At 73.5% G+C, this 21,519-nt stretch carries 19 protein-coding genes and 2 riboswitches; of the genes, 12 read left to right on the top strand and 7 right to left on the bottom strand.

Features of this window, described 5'->3' with window-relative positions; translation table 11 throughout:
- Positions 1 to 121 precede the first annotated feature (121 nt).
- The 6 genes from J2W21_RS19570 to J2W21_RS19545 all read right to left on the bottom strand — a co-directional run bounded on the left by J2W21_RS19570 (position 122) and on the right by J2W21_RS19545 (position 7,350).
- Positions 122 to 412, bottom strand: coding sequence for a WXG100 family type VII secretion target (locus J2W21_RS19570; RefSeq protein WP_307116188.1), 291 nt, complete (start codon positions 410 to 412; stop codon positions 122 to 124).
- Positions 413 to 516: 104 nt separating this feature from the next.
- On the bottom strand, positions 517 to 2,064 hold the full coding sequence (locus tag J2W21_RS19565; RefSeq protein WP_307116187.1) for a sensor histidine kinase: 1,548 nt from the start codon (positions 2,062 to 2,064) through the stop codon (positions 517 to 519).
- Between the two features lie 3 nt (positions 2,065 to 2,067).
- Complete coding sequence (locus tag J2W21_RS19560) at positions 2,068 to 2,772, bottom strand: response regulator transcription factor (RefSeq protein WP_066496202.1); 705 nt, start codon at positions 2,770 to 2,772, stop codon at positions 2,068 to 2,070.
- Positions 2,773 to 2,887: 115 nt separating this feature from the next.
- A complete protein-coding gene (locus tag J2W21_RS19555; protein ID WP_307116186.1) occupies positions 2,888 to 4,621 on the bottom strand; it encodes a DNA repair helicase XPB in 1,734 nt (577 codons plus the stop codon).
- A 49-nt stretch (positions 4,622 to 4,670) separates the two neighbouring features.
- Complete coding sequence (locus J2W21_RS19550; RefSeq protein WP_307116185.1) at positions 4,671 to 7,067, bottom strand: helicase-associated domain-containing protein; 2,397 nt, start codon at positions 7,065 to 7,067, stop codon at positions 4,671 to 4,673.
- A gap of 1 nt (position 7,068) precedes the next feature.
- Positions 7,069 to 7,350 carry a hypothetical protein gene (locus tag J2W21_RS19545; protein ID WP_307116184.1) on the bottom strand — a complete coding sequence of 94 codons (282 nt, stop codon included), beginning with the start codon at positions 7,348 to 7,350 and terminating at the stop codon, positions 7,069 to 7,071.
- Positions 7,351 to 7,542: 192 nt separating this feature from the next.
- Between J2W21_RS19545 and J2W21_RS19540 the strand changes: the two genes are divergently transcribed.
- Positions 7,543 to 7,917 (top strand): cold-shock protein, encoded by a 375-nt coding sequence (locus tag J2W21_RS19540; protein ID WP_307116189.1) that lies wholly within the window; start codon positions 7,543 to 7,545, stop codon positions 7,915 to 7,917.
- 2 nt (positions 7,918 to 7,919) lie between these two features.
- On the top strand, positions 7,920 to 8,504 hold the full coding sequence (locus tag J2W21_RS19535) for a DUF3027 domain-containing protein (protein WP_307116183.1): 585 nt from the start codon (positions 7,920 to 7,922) through the stop codon (positions 8,502 to 8,504).
- 93 nt (positions 8,505 to 8,597) lie between these two features.
- On the opposite strand, the gene serC is transcribed toward J2W21_RS19535, so the two are convergent.
- Complete coding sequence (serC, locus tag J2W21_RS19530) at positions 8,598 to 9,731, bottom strand: phosphoserine transaminase (protein WP_307116182.1); 1,134 nt, start codon at positions 9,729 to 9,731, stop codon at positions 8,598 to 8,600.
- 204 nt (positions 9,732 to 9,935) lie between these two features.
- On the opposite strand from serC, the gene J2W21_RS19525 reads away from it, so the two are divergent.
- The 10 genes from J2W21_RS19525 to J2W21_RS19480 all read left to right on the top strand — a co-directional run bounded on the left by J2W21_RS19525 (position 9,936) and on the right by J2W21_RS19480 (position 21,399).
- Positions 9,936 to 10,631 (top strand): metal-dependent transcriptional regulator, encoded by a 696-nt coding sequence (locus J2W21_RS19525; RefSeq protein ID WP_307116181.1) that lies wholly within the window; start codon positions 9,936 to 9,938, stop codon positions 10,629 to 10,631.
- A 304-nt stretch (positions 10,632 to 10,935) separates the two neighbouring features.
- A riboswitch (cyclic di-AMP (ydaO/yuaA leader) is annotated at positions 10,936 to 11,124 on the top strand.
- A gap of 3 nt (positions 11,125 to 11,127) precedes the next feature.
- Entirely contained in the window at positions 11,128 to 11,919 is a 792-nt protein-coding gene (locus tag J2W21_RS19520; RefSeq protein ID WP_307116180.1) for a M23 family metallopeptidase, read from the top strand.
- Positions 11,920 to 12,124: 205 nt separating this feature from the next.
- Positions 12,125 to 12,291: riboswitch (cyclic di-AMP (ydaO/yuaA leader) on the top strand.
- Positions 12,292 to 12,310: 19 nt separating this feature from the next.
- On the top strand, positions 12,311 to 13,042 hold the full coding sequence (locus tag J2W21_RS19515) for a C40 family peptidase (RefSeq protein WP_307116179.1): 732 nt from the start codon (positions 12,311 to 12,313) through the stop codon (positions 13,040 to 13,042).
- A gap of 111 nt (positions 13,043 to 13,153) precedes the next feature.
- Positions 13,154 to 13,936, top strand: coding sequence for an NlpC/P60 family protein (locus J2W21_RS19510; RefSeq protein WP_307116178.1), 783 nt, complete (start codon positions 13,154 to 13,156; stop codon positions 13,934 to 13,936).
- A gap of 307 nt (positions 13,937 to 14,243) precedes the next feature.
- Positions 14,244 to 14,744, top strand: a complete 501-nt coding sequence (locus J2W21_RS19505; RefSeq protein ID WP_307116177.1) for an HNH endonuclease — start codon at positions 14,244 to 14,246, stop codon at positions 14,742 to 14,744.
- Positions 14,708 to 15,469 carry an NTP transferase domain-containing protein gene (locus J2W21_RS19500; protein ID WP_307116176.1) on the top strand — a complete coding sequence of 254 codons (762 nt, stop codon included), beginning with the start codon at positions 14,708 to 14,710 and terminating at the stop codon, positions 15,467 to 15,469. The genes J2W21_RS19505 and J2W21_RS19500 overlap by 37 nt, the downstream gene beginning before the upstream one ends.
- A complete protein-coding gene (locus J2W21_RS19495; protein ID WP_307116175.1) occupies positions 15,462 to 15,752 on the top strand; it encodes a DUF6457 domain-containing protein in 291 nt (96 codons plus the stop codon). Before J2W21_RS19500 ends, J2W21_RS19495 begins: the two co-directional genes overlap by 8 nt.
- Entirely contained in the window at positions 15,749 to 17,119 is a 1,371-nt protein-coding gene (locus tag J2W21_RS19490; protein ID WP_307116174.1) for a molybdopterin-binding protein, read from the top strand. Before J2W21_RS19495 ends, J2W21_RS19490 begins: the two co-directional genes overlap by 4 nt.
- A 64-nt stretch (positions 17,120 to 17,183) precedes the next feature.
- The gene (gene fdhD / locus J2W21_RS19485; RefSeq protein ID WP_307116173.1) at positions 17,184 to 18,038 is read left to right on the top strand and encodes a formate dehydrogenase accessory sulfurtransferase FdhD; all 855 of its coding nucleotides are present in this window, start codon (positions 17,184 to 17,186) and stop codon (positions 18,036 to 18,038) included.
- A 319-nt stretch (positions 18,039 to 18,357) separates the two neighbouring features.
- Positions 18,358 to 21,399, top strand: a complete 3,042-nt coding sequence (locus J2W21_RS19480) for an alpha-mannosidase (protein ID WP_307116172.1) — start codon at positions 18,358 to 18,360, stop codon at positions 21,397 to 21,399.
- Positions 21,400 to 21,519 lie beyond the last annotated feature (120 nt).

The following is a 21,519-nucleotide window of genomic DNA, read 5'->3' as shown; positions in this document are numbered from 1 at the left end:
GGGCGCCCCCCGGGCCGCGGCGCCTGGCGGGGCCCCCCCCCCCCCCCCCCCCGGCCCCCCCCCCCCCCCGGCGCCCCCCCCCCCCCCGGGGGGGGGCGGGGGGGGCCGCCGCGGTGGGGCCTCACCCCGCGAAGCGCTGGGCGTTGCTCGTCTCGATGTCGCCGTACGCGCTGCCTGCGCTGCGCAGGGCAGTGCCGATCTGGCCGAGCGAGGCCTCGACCTGGGCCTGGGTCCGGGCCCAGTCGGCGACCAGGGCCTGGAAGCTGTTGGAGGCGTGGCCCTCCCAGCTCGCGCGCAGGTTCTCGAGGTTGTTCCGCATCGACTGCACCTCCGCGCGCACCCGCTCGGAGGTCGCGAGTACCGCCTGGGCGCTTGAGCTGATGGCCTCGGTGTCGACCCTCATGATCGCCATGGTTGTCCGCCTTCTCGTGTGGGCCGCGGCTGGTCCGCGCCGTTCCTCCGACCCTAGGGAGAGACGGGCAGCCGGCGCAGCGCCGGCCCGTCCTTTGTGGACAACTATCGGGGGAGGTTGCCGCCCGCGCCGCCGCCCGCCGTCGTGCGCTCGGAGCGCTCCGCGCCAGCCCGGGCCGCCCCGGCCGGAGGCTCCGCGGGCCGCTCCGGCACGACGACGTACGGCATCTCGATGACGAAGGTGGAGCCGCCGCCGGGGGTGTCGTGGTGCCGGACGCTGCCGTGGTGGGAGCCGACGATCGCGGCGACGATCGCCAGCCCGAGGCCCGTCCCGCCAGTGTCCCGCGTGCGGGAGGAGTCTGCGCGGTAGAAGCGCTCGAAGATCTTCGCCGCATCCTTCTCCCCGATCCCGGGGCCGTGGTCGCGCAGTTCGAGGACGGCCACCGGGTGGGGCCCGGCGCCGCGCGTCCCGACGGCAACCTCGAGCGGCGAGCCCGGCGGCGTGTACTGCAGCGCGTTGCCCACGATGTTCCCGACCACCTGGCGGATCCTCGCCTCGTCCCCGAGCGTGGGGGCGGGCGCCGGGGAGTCACTGTCGAGGCCCACGAGCCGCACGGTGCGGTCCGGCGCCGTGGCCCGCATGTCCACCACGGCGTCGTGGCCGATCGGCAGGAGGTCCAGCGGCTTGAGCGTGAGGGGGCGCTGCTCGTCGAGGCGGGCGAGGGTCAGGAGGTCCTCGACCATGGTGCCCATGCGCTTCGCCTCGCTCTCGATCCGGCCCATCGCCGTGGCGACGTCCTCCTGCGTGGCCAGGGCTCCGTGGCGGTAGAGCTCCGAGAAGCCACGGATCGTCACGAGCGGCGTCCTCAGCTCATGGGAGGCGTCCGAGATGAAGCGGCGCATCCGCGCCTCCGAGGCCATGCGGGCCTGGAACGCGACCTCGATGTGGGCGAGCATCGCATTCAGCGAGGTGGACAGCCGCCCGAGCTCGGTGCCGGGGGCCTCCTCGTCGACGCGCTGGGAGAGGTCTCCCGCGGCGATCGCGGCGGCGGTCTTCTCCACCCGCCGCAGCGGCCGGAACGCGCGCGTGACCGTCCAGGTGGCGATCGCGAAGACCAGGGCGAGGGTCACGATCCCCACCCCTGCGGTGAGCCCCAGGGTGTGCTGGATGGCGTCCTCGACCTCGGTCAGCGGCAGGGCGATCACGATGGTTGCCGGCGTGTTGGACGCCACGATGCGCACGGGGATCGCGGTGTAGCGCCAGTCAACGGAGCTGACGGTGCCGCGGACCTCGCGGATCTCGCCCCGCTGCTGCATCGCTCGCGCCTCGTCGGGAGTGATCGAGGGGATGTCAGGTCGCCCGATCGACTGGTCGGGCGAGTAGTAGAAGCTCGGCGACCCGCCCTGCGGGTAGATCACCAGGACGTAGTCCTGCGGGATCATCGGGTTCGCCGTGGTCAGCAGGTCGATGTCCTGGTTGTTCCTGGCGAACTCGGAGGCGTTGTCGAGGCGCGCGTCGAGCTGCCCCACGAGGTAGGTGCGTAGCTGGGTCACGGTGGCCGCCGCCGTCAGGAAGATGGCGCCAGTGAGCAGCACCATCATGATCGCGACGAGCTGCGTCCGCAGCGACGCCCGCTTCCAGGCGGCCAGCACGCGTCAGCGCTTCTCGGCCGTCCGCAGGACGTAGCCCACGCCGCGCTTGGTCTGGATGAGGCCGGGGCCGTTGACGTCCACCTTGCGGCGCAGATAGGAGATGTAGGACTCGACGATCGAGGCGTCTCCGTTGAAGTCGTACTCCCAGACGTGGTCGAGGATCTGGGACTTGGACAGCACGCGGTTGGGGTTGAGCATCAGGTAGCGGAGGAGCTTGAACTCGGTGGGGGAGAGGTCGATGCTCACCCCGCCGCGGCGCACCTCGTGCGCGTCGTCGTCGAGTTCGAGGTCGTCCACCCGGATCACCGCGTCGTCGTCGAGGACGGGCTGGGTCCGGCGCAGGACGGCGCGGATGCGGGCCACGACCTCGTCGAGGCTGAAGGGCTTGGTCACGTAGTCGTCGCCGCCCACGGTGAGGCCCTGGACCTTGTCCTCGGTCTCGTCCTTGGCCGTGAGGAAGAGGACGGGCACATGCCGGCCGGCGGCGCGGAGCTTGCGCGTGACCGTGAAGCCGTCCATGTCCGGCAGCATGACGTCGAGGACCACGAGGTCCGGGGACTGCGCCTCGGCGGCGGCGAGGGCCTCCCGACCGTTGCCGGCCGCGACGACCTCGAAGCCCGCGAACCGCAGGGAGGTCGAGAGGAGTTCCCGGATGTTGGGCTCGTCGTCGACGACGAGGAGCTTGGCTTCGTGCTCGGTCTTCTTCACGCCTCCATCGTCTCCCCGGTTTCTGAGAATCGTCTGGACGTTGGCTGTGCGAAGTTGGCGGGTCGCCTCGGCGCCCGCACGAGGGACGCCCCGGGCGGCCTGCGCGCCGCCGCTCTCAGCTGCCCGGGATCTCCCCGGCGTCGAGGATCCGGTACGCGTAGCCCTGCTCGGCGAGGAACCGCTGGCGCTTCGCGGCGAAGTCCTGGTCCAGGGTGTCCCGGGCGACGAGGGCGTAGAACCGCGCCGCCCGCCCGTCCGCCTTGGGCCGCAGGAGCCGCCCGAGCCGCTGCGCCTCCTCCTGCCGCGACCCGAACGAGCCCGAGACCTGGATCGCGACCGAGGCCTCCGGCAGGTCGATGGAGAAGTTCGCGACCTTGGAGACCACGAGGCGGTGCTCCTGGCCGGCGCGGAACGCGTCGAAGAGCCGCTGGCGCTCCTTGACGCTTGTGGACCCCGTGATGACGGGGGCGCCGATGCGCTCGCCGATCTCGGCGAGCTGGTCGAGGAACTGCCCGATCACGAGCAGCTGCTCGCCCGCATGCCGGGCCACGAGCCGCTCGACCACGTCCGTCTTCGTCTCGCTCGCCGCGCAGAGGCGGTACTTGTCCGCCTCCTCGGCCATCGCGTACGCCATCCGCTCCTCGCGCGGCAGGTCCACCCGCACCTCGACGCAGTCCGCGGGGGCGATGTAGCCCTGCGCCTCGATGTCCTTCCACGGCGCGTCGTAGCGCTTGGGGCCGATCAGCGAGAAGACCTCGCCCTCGCGCCCGTCCTCGCGCACGAGCGTGGCCGTGAGCCCCAGCCGGCGCCTGGCCTGCAGGTCCGCGGTCATGCGGAAGATCGGCGCGGGCAGGAGGTGCACCTCGTCGTAGACGATGAGGCCCCAGTCGTTCGCGTCGAGCAGCTCGAGGTGCGGGTACAGGCCGCCCCGCTTGGAGGTGAGGACCTGGTAGGTCGCAATCGTGACGGGCCGGACCTCCTTGACCGCCCCGGAGTACTCACCGATCTCCTCCTCGGTCAGCGTGGTGCGCTTGAGCAGCTCGTCGCGCCACTGCCGGGCCGAGACGGTGTTGGTCACGAGGATGAGCGTGGTCGTGGACGACTGCGCCATCGCCGCGGCGCCCACGAGCGTCTTCCCCGCCCCGCACGGGAGCACGACCACGCCGCTGCCGCCGGCCCAGAAGTTCTCCGCCGCGACCCGCTGGTACGGGCGCAGGGACCAGCCGGCGCCGCCGGCCGACGGTGAGGCGGACGACGCCGGCGAGCCGCCGCCGTCGTGCGTCCCGCCCTCCGCCGGGGTGCTCGGCGCGGCCACCGTCTCCGTCAGGGCGATCGGGTGCGGCGTCCCGTCCACGTACCCGGCGCGGTCCTCGGCGGGCCAGCCGATCTTGAGCAGCGCCTGCTTGAGCGCGCCGCGCTGGGAGGAGTGGACCACGGTTGTCTGGGGGTCGATGCGCGGGCCGAGCATGGGGGCGATCTTCTTGGCCCGGTGGACCTCCTCGAGCACGGGGAAGTCCTCGGAGCGCAGCACGAGGCCGTGGACGGGGTCCTTCTCGAGGCGGAGACGCCCGTAGCGGGACATCGTCTCCTCGACATCGATCAGGAGGGCGTGCGGGACGGGGAAGCGCGAGTAGGTCAGGAGCGTGTTGAGGACCTGCTCGGCGTCAAGCCCGGCGGCCCGCGCGTTCCACAGCCCGAGCGGGGTGATCCGGTACGTGTGCACGTGCTCGGGCGCGCGCTCGAGCTCGGCGAACGCGGCGATCGCGTGGCGGGCCTCGGTGGACTGGGGGTGGTCCACCTCGAGCAGGATGGTCTTGTCGCTCTGGACAATGAGCGGTCCGTCGCTCACGGGGAGCCTCCTTCCCGGCCGGCCGGGGGCCGTCCGGGGGACGGCCCGCTCAGGCCAGCTCGACGTCGATGATCCGGTGGACGGAGAGGACGCGCTCCGTCTCGCGCTCCGGGTCGAAGACGCGCACCCGGCCGGCCGAGATGGAGACCGGGCGGAGCTCCTCGATGCTCGAGTTGCCGAGCGCGTCGACGATGCTCAAGCGTACCGCCCGCTTGAGGCGGATCGCCTTCTGGAGGGTCTCGATGCCCATCGCCGGGGCCGCCTCGTCGCCGGCCGGACCCACGGGCGACTGCGTCCGCAGGATGGCCAGCTGGGCCTCCACCGCCTCCTGGTCCGGGACGGGCGCGCGGGGCGCCGGCACGGGCAGGGTGGCCCCGCCGGCGGCGCGCCGCAGCCGCACCACGGGGTCGAGGGAGGCGTCCACGGCGGGGGAGAGGCCCAGCTCGCGCAGCACGCCCGCGACCTCCTGCGCGCTGGCGTTGCTCACGAGGACCGTCGGGGCGATCTGGGTGAGCCCGAGCTGCCGCGCCGCGGGGTCGGCGAGGACCCCCGCGAGGGCCGCCTCGTCGTCGCTCGCGATGAAGCTGCCCGCACGGCCCACGCGGATGCGGCCATGCCGCGCGGCGGTGTCGTCGATCAGGTAGGCCAGCGGCTGCGGCACCGCGGTCGAGGCGTGCTCGGTGAGGAACGCGTGGATCGAGGCCGCATCCTCGCCGGCGTCCAGGGCGCGGCGGAGGCTGGCCGCGGAGAACCGGTAGATGGTGGCGGGGCCCCGGCCCTCGGGGTCGGCGAGGAGCGCGAGCCGGCGGGCGAGGACCGGGTCGAGGTAGCCGGGGGCGACCGCGGTGAGGTCGGCCTGGAGCAGGACCTTCTCGACCCCGGCGGGCAGGAGCTCCGCGAGGCTCGCGCGCGCCGCGTCGAAGTCGTCGCGCAGCACGGCCTCGCCCACGCCCGTGAGGGCGCCGGACCCGGTGAAGCCCAGCAGGGCGGCCTCCACGAGGACCGTGTCGAGCAGGCCCCGCAGCCGTCGCGCGAGCCGCGGCTGGAGCCAGTCGATCCTCACGCGGACCGACTCGGCGTCCACGACGGGCACGCGTCCGTTGGCCTGGGCGCTCTCGTGGGACAGGGCCGCGGCCACCTCGAGGATCCGGCGCCGGACGGTGGGCGCGTCGGAGCGCTGGCCCTCCCCGGAGAGCGGCGCGAGCTGGTCGCCTCCCTCCCCGGACATCGCCAGCGAGGCGACCCGGGGGGTGTCCAGCCAGACGGTCGCGAGCACGAGCCACTGCTCGGGCCGCGACAGGGCGAGCCACGCCTCGGCCCCGGTGGCGCGCCACGTGGAGGTGTCCGGGTCCAAGCTGAGGACCTTGGCCGCGGCCGCGAGCTCGAGCGCGAACACCGCGGCGTCGGCGTCGGTCCGCAGTGCGGCGGTCAGGCGGCGCATCTCGCGGGTTCCGACGCCGCCGGAGCGCAGCGTCTCGATGGGCCGCTCGGCCGCCTCGACGGCGAGGGCGCTGACCGTGCGCAGGACGTCCCCGATCGCGCCGAGCGCGGCGTTGCGGCGCAGGGCGGCCGTGGTCGTCGAGAGCGCGGCCGGGGGCGGGGACATGGCGAGGTCTGGGACGATCCGCCCCCCGCGGAGCGCGAGGCCGGCGGCGCGCGGGAGCTCCACGTGCTCGTCGTCGAGCGGCACCAGCAGGCCGTGGGTCAGGAGCCAGTCGATCGGGTTGTCGGTCTTCTTTCCGGGCCTGATCCTGGCGGCCGCGTGCGGGACGGCGCCGACCGGCCAGTGGGCGAACTTGGCGAGGACCTCCGCGGTGCGCGGCGGGGCTCCGTCGAGCGCCTCGGGCAGGGCCGCCCACCGCTCGAGCGCGTACGCCGCCGCGATGTGGTGCTCGACGGGCTGCTGCTGGCCCTCGGGCTGGAGCGCCGCGTTCGCGTTCACGATCCGCGCCGCCCGCTCTGCGAAGACCGAGGACGTCGTCGCGAGGTCGGTGTACGGCCGCCCGAGGCCGGCCGGGTAGCTGCCGAGGACCTCGCGCACGCGCGCCACGGGCTGGTAGTAGCGGCGGCGGCTGCCGGAGGCCGAGTGGATGGTGTCCGGCGGGTCGGCACGGTACAGGAGCGCGAGCTGGGACAGGTTCGCGAGGATCGTCTCGAGCGTGCCCAGCGTCGCGTTGCCGACAGCGTGGCGCAGCTCGACGGCGCTGCCGCTGCGGCCCTCGTCCTCGTTCGTGGTCAGCACGAGGGCCTCGAGGACCTCGAGCTCCGGCTTGGTGAGCCCCTCGAGGGCCCGCTGCAGGCTCACCCGGGCGCAGGCGCGCGCCGCGAGGGCGGCGAAGTCGGGGACGCCGGGCATGATCAGGTCCGGGCGGGCCAGGAACAGGCGGCGGAGGGAGTCGTTGCCCCGGGCCGACAGTTCCTCGGCGAGTGCGCGGATCGATGACATGCTAGCGACGCCTCCGTTCGATGACGGCCCCCACAATCGCTGCCCCCATGAGGATGAATGCCACGGGAAGCCCGTAGAGGGCCAGGGCGCCGACCCATGCCGGCTCGGACCCGCCGGCTGCGGCGACCGAAAGCGTCACGGCCCACGCCGCTACCGAGACCACCGCCACGATGACGCCGGCGGCCGTGACAGCCTTGCGCCAGCCCGGGGTGCCGGAGCCCCTCGCGGGTTCGTGGCGCGCCGGAGGGCCGAGGGGGTCCTGATGAGGCACGGAGGGCACCATGGCTCCAACCTAACAGCGCCCGGGCCCGGGCGGGGGCAGCGCCCCGACTTTCCGGGCGCGAGCCAGTAACCTAGATGCAGTACAGCATCCCGCCCGTGACCAGAACACGTGCCGCGGCCAGCGTCCGCGCTCGCCCCACGGCAGCGGAGCGGGCGGTTTCCCTTCGAGTCCTCACAGATGGGGGTTGTGGCAGTGCCAACTGGCAAGGTCAAGTTCTTCGACAAGGCGAAGGGCTTCGGGTTCATCGCGGGCGACGACGGGCAGGAGGTCTTCCTGCCCGGTTCGGCCGTGCCCGCGGACGCGGAGGTCAGGACGGGCACCCGGCTCGAGTACGGTGTCGCCGACGGGCGGCGCGGGCCCCAGGCCCTCTCCGTGCGGGTCCTCGAGAAGCTCCCGTCGGTGGCCCGGGCGAAGCGCATGCCCGCCCGCGAGCTCGCGCCCATCGTGCAGGACCTCGTGAGCGTCCTCGACAACCTCTCCGGGCAGCTGGCCAAGGGCACCTACCCGGAGAAGGCCCACACCATCGCGGCCGCCCTGCGCCGCGTCGCCGACCAGCTCGACGCCTAGCCATGGCCGAGGACACCTCCCGCTCCCAGGCCGCCGGGCCCGCGGCTGCCGTCAAGCGCAAGGCGGGCGTGCCGGTGTGGCGCGTCGGCAAGCCGGACGCCTTCCTCGCCGCCGCGGTGGACACCGCCCGGTCCGCGCTCGCCGACATCGCGCGCCCGGCGGACGTCGGCGAGCACCTCGCGGCCAAGAGCGAGGGCGAGCGCGTGGTCACCCACCTCTTCGAGTCCCGCCTCCCCGGGTACCGCGGCTGGCAGTGGTTCGTCACGGTGGCCAGGGTCGCCCGCTCCAAGAAGGCCACGGTGAACGAGATCGGCCTCGTGCCCTCCGAGGACGCCGTCCTGGCCCCCGAGTGGGTGCCCTGGTCGGAGCGCGTCCGGCCCGAGGAGCGGGCCGCGGCCCACGCCGATGCGGCTGGCGAGACGCACGACGCCGAAGGCTCGCCTACCGAGGGCGGCGCGCCTGCCGCGACGGAAACCGCCCCGGGGGATGCCGCCCCAGTGGAGGGCACCCCGGCGGAGGCCGCCAGTGAGGAGGCATCGGGGGAGGTCCCATCCGCTGGGGCCGGCCCGGAGCCGAGCGAGGACTGAGCAGCGGCCGAGCCGGCCGAGGACGACCGCGGGCCCCCACCGAAGAGGTGGGGGCCCGCCGTCGTGCACAGGAGCCGGGTGCGGCCGCCGGCCTCAGCCCGCCAGCTGGGCGACGACGTAGTCGATCGCCTGGGTGAGCTTGGTGACGTCGTCCGGCTCGATGGCGACGAAGGTCGCGATGCGCAGCTGGTTGCGGCCGAGCTTGCGGTACGGCTCGGTGTCCACGATCCCGTTCGCGCGCAGGACCTTGGCGACCCGGGCGGCGTCGACGGAGTCGTCGAAGTCGATGGTCGCGATCACGTTGGAACGGTCCGCGGGGTCGGCGACGAACGGGGTGGCGAAGTCCGAGGCCTCGGCCCAGCCGTACACCCGGCCGGCCGAGTCCGCGGTGCGGGCCGCCGCCCACTCGAGGCCGCCCTGGGCGTTGAGCCACTCGATCTGCGCGTTGAGGCCCACGAGCGTCGTGAGGCTCGGCGTGTTGTACGTCTGGTTGAGCTTCGAGTTGTCGATCGCCGTCTTGAGGTCCAGGAAGTCGGGGATCCACCGGCCCGAGGCCTTGATCTCCTCGGCGCGCTCGAGCGCCGCGGGGGAGAACAGCGCGAGCCACAGCCCGCCGTCGGACGCGAAGTTCTTCTGCGGGGCGAAGTAGTACACGTCGCTCTCGGAGACATCGACCGCCAGGCCGCCGGCCGCGCTCGTCGCGTCGATGACCACGAGGGAGCCCTGGTCGGCGCCCTCGACGCGCTGCACCGGGGCGGCGACGCCGGTCGAGGTCTCGTTCTGCGGCCACGCGTAGACGTCCACGCCGCCCTCGGCGCGCGGTGCCGGGCGCGTCCCCGGGTCAGAGGTGATGATCGAGGAGGCCTCGAGGAACGGCGCCTTGTCGGTGGCCTTGGCGAACTTCGACCCGAACTCGCCGAAGGAGAGGTGCTGGGCCTTGGAGCGGACGAGCCCGAAGGAGGCGACGTCCCAGAAGGCGGTGGAGCCGCCGACGCCGAGGATGACCTCGTAGCCCTCGGGCGCGGCGAAGAACTGCTTGAGGCCCTCGCGGACGCTGCCCACGAGGTTCTTGACGGGCGCCTGGCGGTGGGACGTGCCCAGCAGCGTCGAGCCCGCCGCGGCGATCGCGTCGACCTGCTCCTTGCGGACCTTGGACGGGCCCGCCCCGAAGCGGCCGTCCGCCGGCAGGAGCTCGGCGGGGATCTGAAGCTGGCTGGTATCGCTCACGGGGGCGCCTCCTAGGGGATCCGGGTTGGGGGCGGGGGCTCGAGCCCTCCCGCCCCGGATCAAGTGTGCCGCACCCGCGAGGGGGCGTGCGAATCCGATCGGGCCCGGATTCGGCGGCTAATCTGAGCAGATCAAAATAAGCTAGACTCGCTGTGGGGCGGTGAAGCGCACCGCCCGTCCCGCCGCCAGGAGCCCGCCCCGCGCATGTCCGACCTCATCGATACCACCGAGATGTACCTGCGAACCATCCTCGAGCTCGAGGAGGAGGGGATCACCCCCCTGCGTGCGCGCATCGCCGAGCGGCTCCGCCACTCGGGCCCCACGGTGTCGCAGACCGTGGCGCGCATGGAGCGCGACGGTCTGGTCGTCGTCTCGGGGGACCGGCACCTCCAGTTCACCGAGCTGGGCCACAAGCGCGCCGTCGAGGTCATGCGGAAGCACCGCCTCGCCGAACGGCTCCTTGCGGACGTCATCGGCCTCGACTGGCCCTACGTCCACGACGAGGCGTGCCGGTGGGAGCACGTCATGAGCGAGCGGGTGGAGCGGCGCCTCTACGAGCTGCTGGGCCGCCCGAGCGAGTCGCCCTACGGCAACCCGATCCCCGGGCTGGAGGCCCTCGGCGGCGAGTCGTCGGGCGGCTTCGGGGACGGGGTGGTCACGCTCGTCGAGGCGATGGGCGACTACTCGGCCGGCTCCCACGTCGTGGTGTGCCGGCTCGCCGAGCCGATCCAGGTCGACCCCGAGCTCCTCGCCCAGCTCGAGGAGGGCGGCATCCGGCCGGGGGCGAAGGTCGCGCTCGAGCGGGTGGGCGACTACATCTCCGTGCGGGTCGCGAGCGTGGACGGAGCCCTCGAGCTCCCCGCCGAGGTCGCCTCGCACGTCTTCGTCTCCGTCGGCTGAGGCGCCCCGCCCCGTCCTGGGGCGCACCGCACTCTGCGGGGCCCGGGAAGGTCTTCCTGGTGCCTGCGCGTGCCCTGCACCCGGGGCTGGGAGGCGCGCAGTGAGACCTGGATCTCACAGGTCTTCACACAAAGCGACAGAAACTCTACCCGGTGGACTAATTCCTACCGCGGCGTAGCGTGTGAGCGATGTCTCACTAAAGATCACGGGAATGTTACGGTGCCGCGTCATGGGCCTATGCTGGACTCGGCGCCGAGCCACCGGTGCCGTTCCCCCCCCGCACGCCGAGCTCTGCCAGCGGGGAGGAATCACAGCACCCGATGGCAGAGGCGGGGGACCCACCGACGGCGGCCGCAGGCCGCCTTGGGGTGAAGCCGCAGCACGCTCGGTGCCCTGCTTCGGCCTCTGCCGGGGGCCCGCGCGGCTGGGCCGAGTCCGGACTCTCTGGCTCGAACCCGACAGCTAACTCCGCAGGCGATGACAGAGAGGGAATCCCTTGACGCAGTCAGCCGTGCGCGGCCGACGGCGCGCGGACACGCCGCCGCGCCCCCGCGCAGCAGTCGCAGGTCCCGGCGCCACCCGCCGGGGCCGCCGGGCCGCCGAACGCCGCGGCCCGATGCGCCAGCTGGCCGAGATCGCCACCGTTGCCGGGGTCGGCCAGAAGGCGGGGGTCGCGCTCGCCGCCACCGGCCTGGTCCTCACCGTGACCGTGCCGACGGCAACCCAGGGCGCCACCGCCACGGAAGCGGCCTCGGAGCAGCCGCAGGTCACGGCGGCGGCGGACGCCGTAGTGCCCTTCGCCCGCGCGGCGGTCGGCAGCGCCGTGGACCCGGACGGCCACCTCAGGCAGATGCTCGGCGCCGAGTCCGCCGGCGGGATCACGCCGGCCCAGGCGCAGCACGCCCTCGGTGCCCCGCTCGCCGCGATGGAGCGCACCTCTCCCTTCGGGCGCCGCGTGAGCCCCGTGACCGGCTCCCCGGACGAGTTCCACCGAGGCCAGGACTTCGCCGCGCAGTGCGGCACCGCCGTGAAGGCGGCTGCCAGCGGGACCGTGACCTTCGCCGGCTGGCACCCCTATGGCGGCGGCAACCGTGTGGTCATCGACCACGGCAACGGCCTCGAGACGACCTACAACCACCTCTCCTCGTTCTCGGTGTCCGTGGGGCAGAAGGTGGAGCGCGGGGCGGCCATCGCCCTCAGCGGCACGACGGGCGCCTCGACCGGGTGCCACCTCCACTTCGAGGTCATGGTCAACGGCGAGGTCGTCGACCCCAACGGCTGGCTCTAGGAGGACGACGGCGAGTGCCCGCCGCCGTCGTCTCCCGCGCCCGTGAGGCGCTCTGCGGCGCTGTCGGAGATCCGTCGTGTCCGTTTCGTGATGACCTGTTTTCTGGCTGTGATCCGAATGTGACATTTCGAGCGCCCTCGGGTAAGGTCGTTCCTGTTCCGGCTCCTACCAAGTTGGAACATCCGGGAAGAACGCCGAGCTCTGCCACTTCCCGGAGCCGTTCGCACATTCCGTCTGGCAGAGGCGGGGGAACCACTTTCGGCCCTCTGATATCTGGAGGGCCTTGGGGTTAAGCAGCCTGGCTCTGCCAGGAGGCCGGATACTTTCCATCCGAACCCGACAGCTCACCTCGTAGGCATTGGGAGAGGCTACAACTGTGTCGACTCGCACGTTGACTGCGCGCCATCGCGCCCTACCGGTTCGCACGAGCCCGCTTGAGGCTGTTGCGCACGCGGTTTCCGGCAATGCCGGCACCATCGGCCGCCAGGCGGCCGTCATTGCGGCGGCTTCCGGGCTGATCATCAGCGCCGGGCTCCCCGCTCAGGCAGCAGAGACCTCCCGCGAGGCCTCCGCACTCTCCGACGTGGCCAGCGCCTCCGCGCCGAGCGTCGTCGCGTCCAATGAAGCCCAGGTCTCCTTCGAGCGCCCCGCCGTGAAGTCGGTGGCGGCGCCGATCGTCGAGACGGCATTCGAGCAGGCAGTGCAGTCCACTGCTCCGGCCGCCGGCCAGACCCCCGAGGCCGGCCTCAGCGTCCAGTCGTCTGCGCCGCGCCTCGCGGCTGCGGCCAGCGCTCTCGGCTCGACCCTCGCTGGCATCGCCTACACCGGCATCGGCCACCCCTACGTCTGGGGCGGCACCACCCCGGCCGGCTGGGACTGCTCGGGCTTCACTCAGTGGGTCTACGCTCAGGCTGGCATCAGCATCCCCCGCGTCCAGGCCTGGTCCATCATGCACCAGACGGCGACGCCCGCCCCCGGTGACCTGGTGGTCCAGAACGGCGGCGCGCACGTGGGCATCTACGTGGGCAACGGGATGATGATCAGCGCTCTCAACCCTTCCCAGGGCACGCTGCTCCATGCGGTGAACGCTACCGGCTCGTCCGTCTTCTACACCCTCAACTGAGACCAATCCGCATTCTGGGCGGCGCGATGGACCGTGACCATGGCGCCCCTCCTTCCGGGCTGACCCCCTGCTGCCCGGGAGGACACGAAAACAGAGAGAGAACCCCCTGATATGACCACTCGTGCAGGCATTGCCCGCCACCGCGCGGACAACACCTCCTCGCTGGCCGTCATCGCGAAGGCCGTCTCCGAGAACGCAGGCGGCGTCGGCCGCCAGGCCGCGGTCATCGCCGCGGCCGGCGGACTCGTGCTGACCGGCGGCGTCGCGGCCAACGCCGCAGAGGCCCCCTCGCAGCGCGAGGCCTCCGCCCCGGCCGCGCTCGACGTCGCGAACGCCGTCCAGTCCCCCATCTCCGCCGAGGCCAACGCCAACGTGAGCTTCGAGCGCCCGGCCGTCGAGTCCGTCGCCGCCCCGGTCGTCGCGGCCCCGGCTCCCGCCGCCGCGCCGGCCGCCCCCACGGCGCAGGCGAGCACCGAGACCCAGGTCGCCGCCGCCCCGGCGAAGGTCCAGGCCGCCGCCTCCACCACCGTCGACGCCCCGGCTGCGAAGCCGGCCGCGTCTTCGGGCATGGGTGCCGCGATCGCTGCCGCCGCGTACGCGCAGCTCGGCGTGGCGCAGGACTGCACCATGCTCGCCACCAACTCGCTGGCTGCCGTGGGCATCCACTACCACGGCTGGCCGGCCGGCTACCTGTCCCTCGGCCGCACCGTGAGCGCCGCCGAGGCGCAGCCGGGCGACCTCGCCTACTACGCCGACGGCGGCATGGGCATGGCCCACATCGCCGTGTACGTCGGCAACGGCATGGCCGTCCACGGCGGCTGGAACGGCGGCACCACCGCGCTGTTCAGCGTCAACGTCGGCTCCGGCCCGGTCTTCATCCGCGTCGGCGGCTGAGCCAGTCGATCTCCCGGGGCAGCGAACGGCCCCAGGTCTTCTTCGACGGCGCCCCTTCCTCCACGGAAGGGGCGCCGTCGTCGTCTCCGGCCCACCACGGCGCTGGTCCGGGAGCGGGCCGCGGCGCGGCCCCGGCCGCGCGCGTCGGAAGGTGTCGCGCGGGTGAAGCTTTGCGGGCGCCTCGGTGCCTCCGGCGCCCGCGTTCGTTGAATGGTGCGGCTGTTCAGTACTCTTGGAGAGTCAGCCCGGCTATGCACAGGGCAGCCGGCCCTGTGCCCCTGACCGGGTACGGCCGTGAGGAACGCGCATGCGCACACTCGTTCTCAATGCTGGATACGAACCGCTCGCGGTGGTCACCTTCCGCCGCGCGCTCGTGCTCGTGCTCGCCGGGAAGGCGAGCGTCGTGGCGGAAGACGGCGAGCCAGTCGTCGGACCGCGCGATGTGCTCGGGCGCCCGTCGGTGATCCTGCTCCATCGGTACATCAGGCCACGGCGCACGCACGTGACCGCGGTCAGCAGACGCGGCGTGCTCCGCAGGGACGCGCATGCGTGCGCCTACTGCGGCAAGGCGGCCCACACAGTGGACCATGTGCTTCCTCGCTCGCGCGGCGGGGCCGAGTCCTGGGAGAACCTCGTGGCCTGCTGCCTGCGGTGCAACAACGTCAAGGGCGACCACACGCCCGCGGAGATGGGCTGGAAGCTGCGCTTCACGCCGTCCCAGCCGGTCGGCGTCGTCTGGCAGATCAAGGAACTGGAAAAGCCGGTCGCCCAGTGGGGACCGTTCCTCGCCCCGGAGTCGGCAGCCTGAGGTCCCATCAGGCTGGTCGGGGGCCCGCCCGGGCCCGGCCGGCGCCCGCCTACGACGCAGTCGTCCTCGCGGGCGGCCGCGCCTCCCGGCTCGGCGGATACCCGAAGCCCCAGCTGGCCTACCGCGGCGCGACCCTCCTCGAGCATGCCCTCGGCGCCGTGGCCGCGGCGCGCTGCGTCGCCGTCGTGGGCCCGGGCCCCGGGGAGCCGGGAGGGCCGCCCAAGCGCACCGGCCCTTGCGGCCACGAGGAGTGCGGACGCGTGCTGTTCACGCGCGAGGAGCCGCTGTACGCCGGGCCGGTTGCGGCCATCGCCGCGGGACTCGCTGCGCTTCCGCCCGAGCACGGCGGGGCCCCGGGCTGGGTCGCGGTCGTCGCGGCGGACCTGCCGCAGGCGGGCGGGGCCGTCGCGGCGCTGCTCGAGGCCGCCTCCGCCGAGCCGGACTGCGACGGGGTCCTCGGCGAGGACGCCGACGGACGCTCCCAGCCTCTGCTGTCCCTGCTCCGCCGCGGCCCGCTCGCCTCCGCCCTCGACGCGCTGGCCCGCGACGGCGGCCTCGCCAACCGTCCGATGAAGCACGTCGTTGCTAGGCTGGGCCTGCTGCCCCTGCGGCTGCCGCCGGGTTCCTCGGCCGACGTCGACACCTGGGACGCCGCGCGGCGCTGGGGCATCGAGAGCCCGGACATGCCGGGCCGAGCGCCACGGCAGGAGGAAGCCCATGAGTGACCCAGAGAAGGACGCGCTGCTGCGCGCATGGTGCGCGGAGCTCACCCAGGAGCTCGGGCTCGGGGACCTGGACGTCGACATCGACGCGGTCCTGGGGCTTGCCGGCGTCGCGGCCCACTCGGTGGTCCGGCCGGCAGCACCCCTCACCACCTTCATCGCCGCCTACGCCGCCGGCGTTGCCGTCGGGGGCGGGCACGCGGAACCCCGCGAGGCCATGCGGAGCGCCGTGGCCGACGCCCTTGAAGCCGTGAAGTCCCGCAGGTCGGCCGGGACCGAGGAATGACCCCCGGCCCGGACGCGGCCGGCACCCAGCACGCACTGCACCTCACCTGGTCCGAGGCCCGTGCCGCCGCGTCCGCGGCGGCCCGCCCGCTCCCGCCCACCGAGGTCCCCCTCGCCCGGGCCCTGGGCCGCACGCTCGCCGGGCCACTCAGGGCGCTGCGCGACATGCCGCACTACACCTCCTCCGCGATGGACGGCTGGGCCGTGTGCGGCACGGGGCCGTGGATCATCGTCGAGCCGGACGAGCCGCTCACCGCCCACCAGGCCGTTCCCATCGTCACCGGCGGCGCCCTGCCCCCGGGTGCGCGCGCCGTCCTGCGGCGTGAGTACGGGGAGGTGGCCCCGGACGAGGACGGCCTGCCCCACCTGCGCCTCTCCGCCGGCGCGCCTCCCGGGGCCCCCGGCGGCGGCGCAGACCTCCGTCCGGCCGGCGAGGAGGCCCGCGAGGGCGAGGCGCTCCTGAAGGACGGGACCGCGCTCGGGCCCGCCCAGCTCGCGCTCGCCGCACTGGCCGGGCATGACTCCCTCCAGGTCGCGGGCCGGCCCCTCGTCAAGCTCGTGCGCACCGGCGGCGAGGTCGTCGAGAGCGGACTGCCCGGGCCCGGCCTCGTCCGCGACGTCTTCAGCTACCTCATCCCGCCGCTCGTCGAGGCCTACGGCGGCATCCTCGTGGCCCACGAGAAGATCGGCGACGATGCCGCCGAGTGGGCCGCCGCCCTCGCCGACCGCCCCGGCCCCGGACAGGATGCGTCCGACGGCGGCGCGGCAGGCGCGGAGCCCGGTCCGGCGGACGTCGTGGTCACCACGGGCGGGACCGGCAAGGGTGGGTCCGACCACTTCAGGGACATCGTCGCGGCGATGGGCGGCCGCCTCCTCGTCGACGGGGTGGCGATGCGCCCGGGGCACCCGACGGTGCTCGCGGAGCTGCCCGACGGGCGCTTCTTCCTCGGCCTGCCCGGGAATCCCCTGGCCGCGGTCGTGGGGCTCGCGACCGTGGGGGAGCCACTGCTCGCCGCACTGTCGGGCCGGCAACCGGTGGAGCCCATCGAGCTTCCCTCGGGCGAGGCCTTCGAGCCGGAGCTCAGGCGCACCCGGGTGATTCCCTTCCGGCGCATGTACGGGATGGCCTCGCCCGCTGCCGGCATCGGGTCCGGCATGCTGCGCGGGCTCGCGCGCGCGGACGGGTTCATGGTGGTCCCGCCCCACGGTCTCGAGCTCGCCGCCCCCGTGCCGTGCCTGCCGCTCCCGTGGGGCCGCCCGCTCGGCGGCCACGCGCCGTCGTCCGCGACCCCCGCGCAGAAGGCGAGGCCGAAGCGGCGCCCGGTGGCGTCCAAGGACCCGGTGGACTGGAGCGCGCTCGACGCCTGAGGCGCGGCGCGCGGGGGACAATTGAGCTGAGGCGCGTGCCTCGAACCGACGTGAGGAGGGCGCCGTGGGCCGGCTGAGCCAGCGCCGCAAGGTGCACAAGTACGTCCTCGGCAGCGAGTATCCGGTCCGCCACAAGGAGGACGTGCTCGCTGTCGAGGAGCCCCTCGAGATCCGCCTCACTGGCCCCGCCGGGACGCTTACCTACAGTGTGACGATGCGCACGCCCGGCGACGACTTCGACCTCGTCGCCGGCTTCCTCGTCTCCGAGGGCGTGATCTGGGAGGCGGACCAACTGGTCTCGGAACGCTTCTGCGCCGGCGAGGATGAGGAGGGCCGCCAGACCTTCAACGTGGTCGACGCGCAGCTGCGGCCCGGCGTCGCCGTCCCGGAGCTGGGACGGAACGTGGTGACCTCCAGCGCCTGCGGCATCTGCGGCACGGACTCCATCGAATCGGTCCGCCGCACCTCGCACCACAGCCCGGCCCAGGATGCCGTCACCGTCCTTCCCGAACTCCTCGCAGGGCTGCCCGAGCGCCTGCGCGAGGCCCAGGCGCTGTTCGAGAAGACGGGCGGCGTCCACGCGGCGGGCCTCTTCTCCGTGCACGACGGCGGCACGCGTGCTGAGCTCGAGTGCCTCCGCGAGGACGTGGGGCGGCACAACGCCGTCGACAAGGTGGTCGGATGGGCCCTGCGCGAGGGCCGGCTTCCCCTGTCCGGAACGGTCCTGCAGGTGTCCGGGCGGGCCTCGTTCGAGCTCGTGCAGAAGGCCGCCATGGCGGGCATCCCCGTGCTCGCCGCCGTCAGCGCGCCGTCCACGCTCGCCGTCGAGCTGGCCGAGGACGCCGGCGTGACGCTCATCGGCTTCAGCCGCGGCTCCGGGTTCAACGTCTACGCGGGACACGAGCGGCTCTCCGCCTAGCCCCTCCCCGTTTCGGGTACGCATCTCGTCGCCCTTTTGCCATTCCGGGTACGGCTCTCGCCCCTCCCACCGCCCGCCCTCTCGCGAGGGCCCGGCCTCCGTGGGGTGCGCCGGGGAGGCCGAGCGCCCACGATGCGCCGCGGTCCCGGACCGGTCGCGGCGCCGCGTACCCGGAACCCGGAATCCGCGGCGAGATGTGTACCCGAGACGGGGGACGAGCAGCGAGATGCGTACCCGAAACGCCGGGGACGGGGGCGTTTCCCTCGGCGAACGCGTGGGGTAGCGTGGGGCCAGGATTAATCAACTGATTGGACATTCCGTGCATGACGATCGGCTGATCACCGAGGCCCGGATCTACCGCTTCCTCCGCGAGCGGCTCGCCCCCGCCATCTACCGGCGCACGGTGCCACTCACCGCCGAAAGGTGGGACGCTCCGGGGGAGCCGGTGTCCCTCGAGCACGCGCTCGCGCAGCACTTCGTACCCACGGGCCCGGGAGACCTCTGGGGGCCGGCCTGGTCCACGACGTGGCTGCACCTCACCGGGCGCGTGCCCGAAGGCTGGGGGCAGAGCGGGACGGAGCTAGAGGTACTCGTGGACCTCGGCTACACCGACGAGCTGCCGGGGTTCCAGTGCGAGGGCCTCGCGTGGCTGCCCGGCGGCGAGATCGTCAAGGCGCTCAATCCGCGCAATCAGTACGTGCCGCTGGCCGCGATGGGCGGGGGCCCCGGGGTCGACTTCTACGTAGAGGCGGCCGCCAACCCCGACGTCGCCCAGGGCTGGACGTTCCAGCCCACCGGGCTGGGGGAGCGCGCCACGGCCGGGCCGGCTCCGCTCTACCGCCTCGGCCCGCTCCTGCTCGCGGAGCGGGACCTCGCTGTCTGGGAGCTCGTGCAGGACGTGCAGGCGGTCTGGGGGCTCATGCACGAGCTGCCGGACGACAGGCCACGGCGCCACCTCATCCTCCGGGCGCTCGAGCGCATGGCAGACTCCGTGGACCCGTACGACGTCGGCGCGACGGCGGCCGCTGGCCGCGCGGCGCTCGCTGAGGTGCTGGCCGCCCCGGCCGAGTCGAGCGCGCACCGCATCGTCGCGACGGGGCACGCACACATCGACTCGGCCTGGCTGTGGCCGGTCCGGGAGACGCAGCGCAAGTGCGCCCGCACGTTCGCCAACGTGGTCGCGCTCATGGACCAGGACCCAGAACTGACGTTCGCCTGCTCGTCCGCCCAGCAGCTCGCCTGGATCCGCGACGGCTACCCGCAGCTGTTCGAGCGGATCAAGGAGAAGGTCGCGGACGGGCGCTTCATGCCGGTAGGCGGCATGTGGGTCGAGTCGGACACCAACATGCCCGGGGGCGAGGCCATGGCCCGGCAGTTCGTGGAGGGCAAGAGGTTCTTCCTCGAGGAGTTCGGGGTCGACTGCCAGGAGGCGTGGCTGCCGGACTCGTTCGGGTACTCGGCTGCGCTTCCGCAGATCGTCCGCGCGGCGGGGAGCCGGTGGTTCCTGACGCAGAAGATCTCGTGGAACCAGGTCAACCGGTTCCCGCACCACACGTTCCTGTGGGAGGGGATCGACGGCTCGCGCGTGTTCACGCACTTCCCGCCCGCGGACACGTACTCCGCCGAGCTGCGCGCCGCGGAGCTCGCCCATGCCGAGCGCACCTTCCGCGAGCACGGCCGGGCCGGGATGTCCCTCGTGCCCTTCGGCTTCGGCGACGGCGGCGGCGGCCCCACGCGCGAGATGATGGCCGCGGCCCGGAGGTTCCGCGACCTCGAGGGCTCGCCGAGGGTGAGCGTCGGCACCCCTGCCGGGTTCTTCGCCGAGGCCGAGGCCGACTACGCCCACCCGCCGGTCTGGACGGGGGAGATGTACCTCGAGAAGCACCGCGGCACCTACACGGCCCAGGCACACACCAAGGCCGGGAACCGGCGCTGCGAGCACCTGCTGCGCGAGGCGGAGCTGTGGTGCGCGACGGCCGCGGTCCGCGCCGGCGCGGACTACCCGGCCGAGGAGCTGCGCCGCATCTGGCGCCTGGTGCTGCTGCAGCAGTTCCACGACATCCTCCCCGGCACTGCCATCGCCTGGGTCCACCGGGACGCGGAACGGAATTACGCCGCGATCGAGCGCGACCTCGAGGCGCTCATCGGCGACGCCGCCGCCGTGCTCGTCGGCCCTGGCGAGAACGAGGTCTTCCTCAACGCTGCCCCGCACGCCAGGGCCGGCGTGCCGGCGCTCGGGGGCGGGCTCCCGCGGGCCGACCGTCCCGCCGAGCCGGCGGCCACCGTGGTGCGCACGACGGCGGGCGGCGGCTGGGTGCTCGACAACGGCCCGGTCCGGGCCGAGGTGGACGGGCACGGCCTCCTCGTCTCGCTCGTCGATGCCGCGAGCGGCCGGGACGCGATCGCGCCCGGGGCCGCGGGCAACCTCCTCGAGCTCCACCGCGACACCCCCAACGAGTGGGACGCGTGGGACATCGATGAGTTCTACCGGCACACGGTCGAGCGCCTCGACGACGCCGTCTCGGTGGCCCCGGTGGAGGGCGGCCCGGGGGAGGCTGTGCTGGAGGTCCGGCGGGCCTTCGGCTCCTCGACGGTCTTCCAGCGGCTCGTGCTCGCGCCGGGGGCGGCGGGCCTGCGGATCGAGACCGAGGTGGACTGGCACGAGCGCCAGAAGCTGCTCAAGCTCGGGTTCGGACTCGACCTGCGCGCGGACCGCAGCGCCGCCGAGACACAATTCGGGCACGTCTTCCGCCCCGTTCCGGTCAACACGTCCTGGGACGCGGCCCGCTTCGAGGTGTGCGCCCATCGCTGGGTCCACGTGGCCGAGCCGGGCTACGGCGTGGCGATCGCGAACCGTACCGTCTACGGCCACGACATCACCCGCGCGGTCCGCGAGGACGGCGGCACGACGACGACCGTCCGGCTCTCGCTGCTGAGGTCGCCGCTCTTCCCGGACCCGGGAGCGGACGCGGGCGTGCACCGCTTCAGCGTCACCGTGACCCCGAATGCCGGGATCGCCGAGGCCGTGCAGTCGGGCTACGAGGCCAACCTTCCGCTGCGCGCCGTGCGCGGAGAGGGCAGCGTCGTCCCGCTCGTGGCCGTCGACCATCCGGGGGTCGTGGTCGAGGCCCTCAAGCTTGCCGAGGACGGCACGGGCGATGTGGTGGTGCGGCTCTACGAGGCGTTCGGGACACGGACGTCGGCGACGGTGCGTGCCGGCTTCGACTGCGCCGGCATCGAGTCGGTCGACCTGCTCGAGCGGCCGCTCGGCGGCGGCCAGCTGCACGGGGTCCGCGGCGGAGCTGTGACGCTGACGCTGCGTCCCTTCCAGCTGGTCACCCTGCGGCTGCGACGCGCGTGAAACGGGGCTTAAAAGACTGAGTGGTGGCGGCCCGGAGCGTGGTGAGGGTGGAGCGGCGGAGCGCCCGGAGCAGGCTGGGGAGCAGGACCACTCCGGTGAAGGCGGGGTAGACCCTGCCCA

Origin of the sequence: Sinomonas atrocyanea, assembly GCF_030811715.1 — a bacterium.
Classification (GTDB): Bacteria; Actinomycetota; Actinomycetes; order Actinomycetales; family Micrococcaceae; genus Sinomonas; species Sinomonas atrocyanea_A.
Note: the sequence above shows the minus strand (reverse complement) of the source record. Positions and strands in the feature narration are given on the sequence as shown.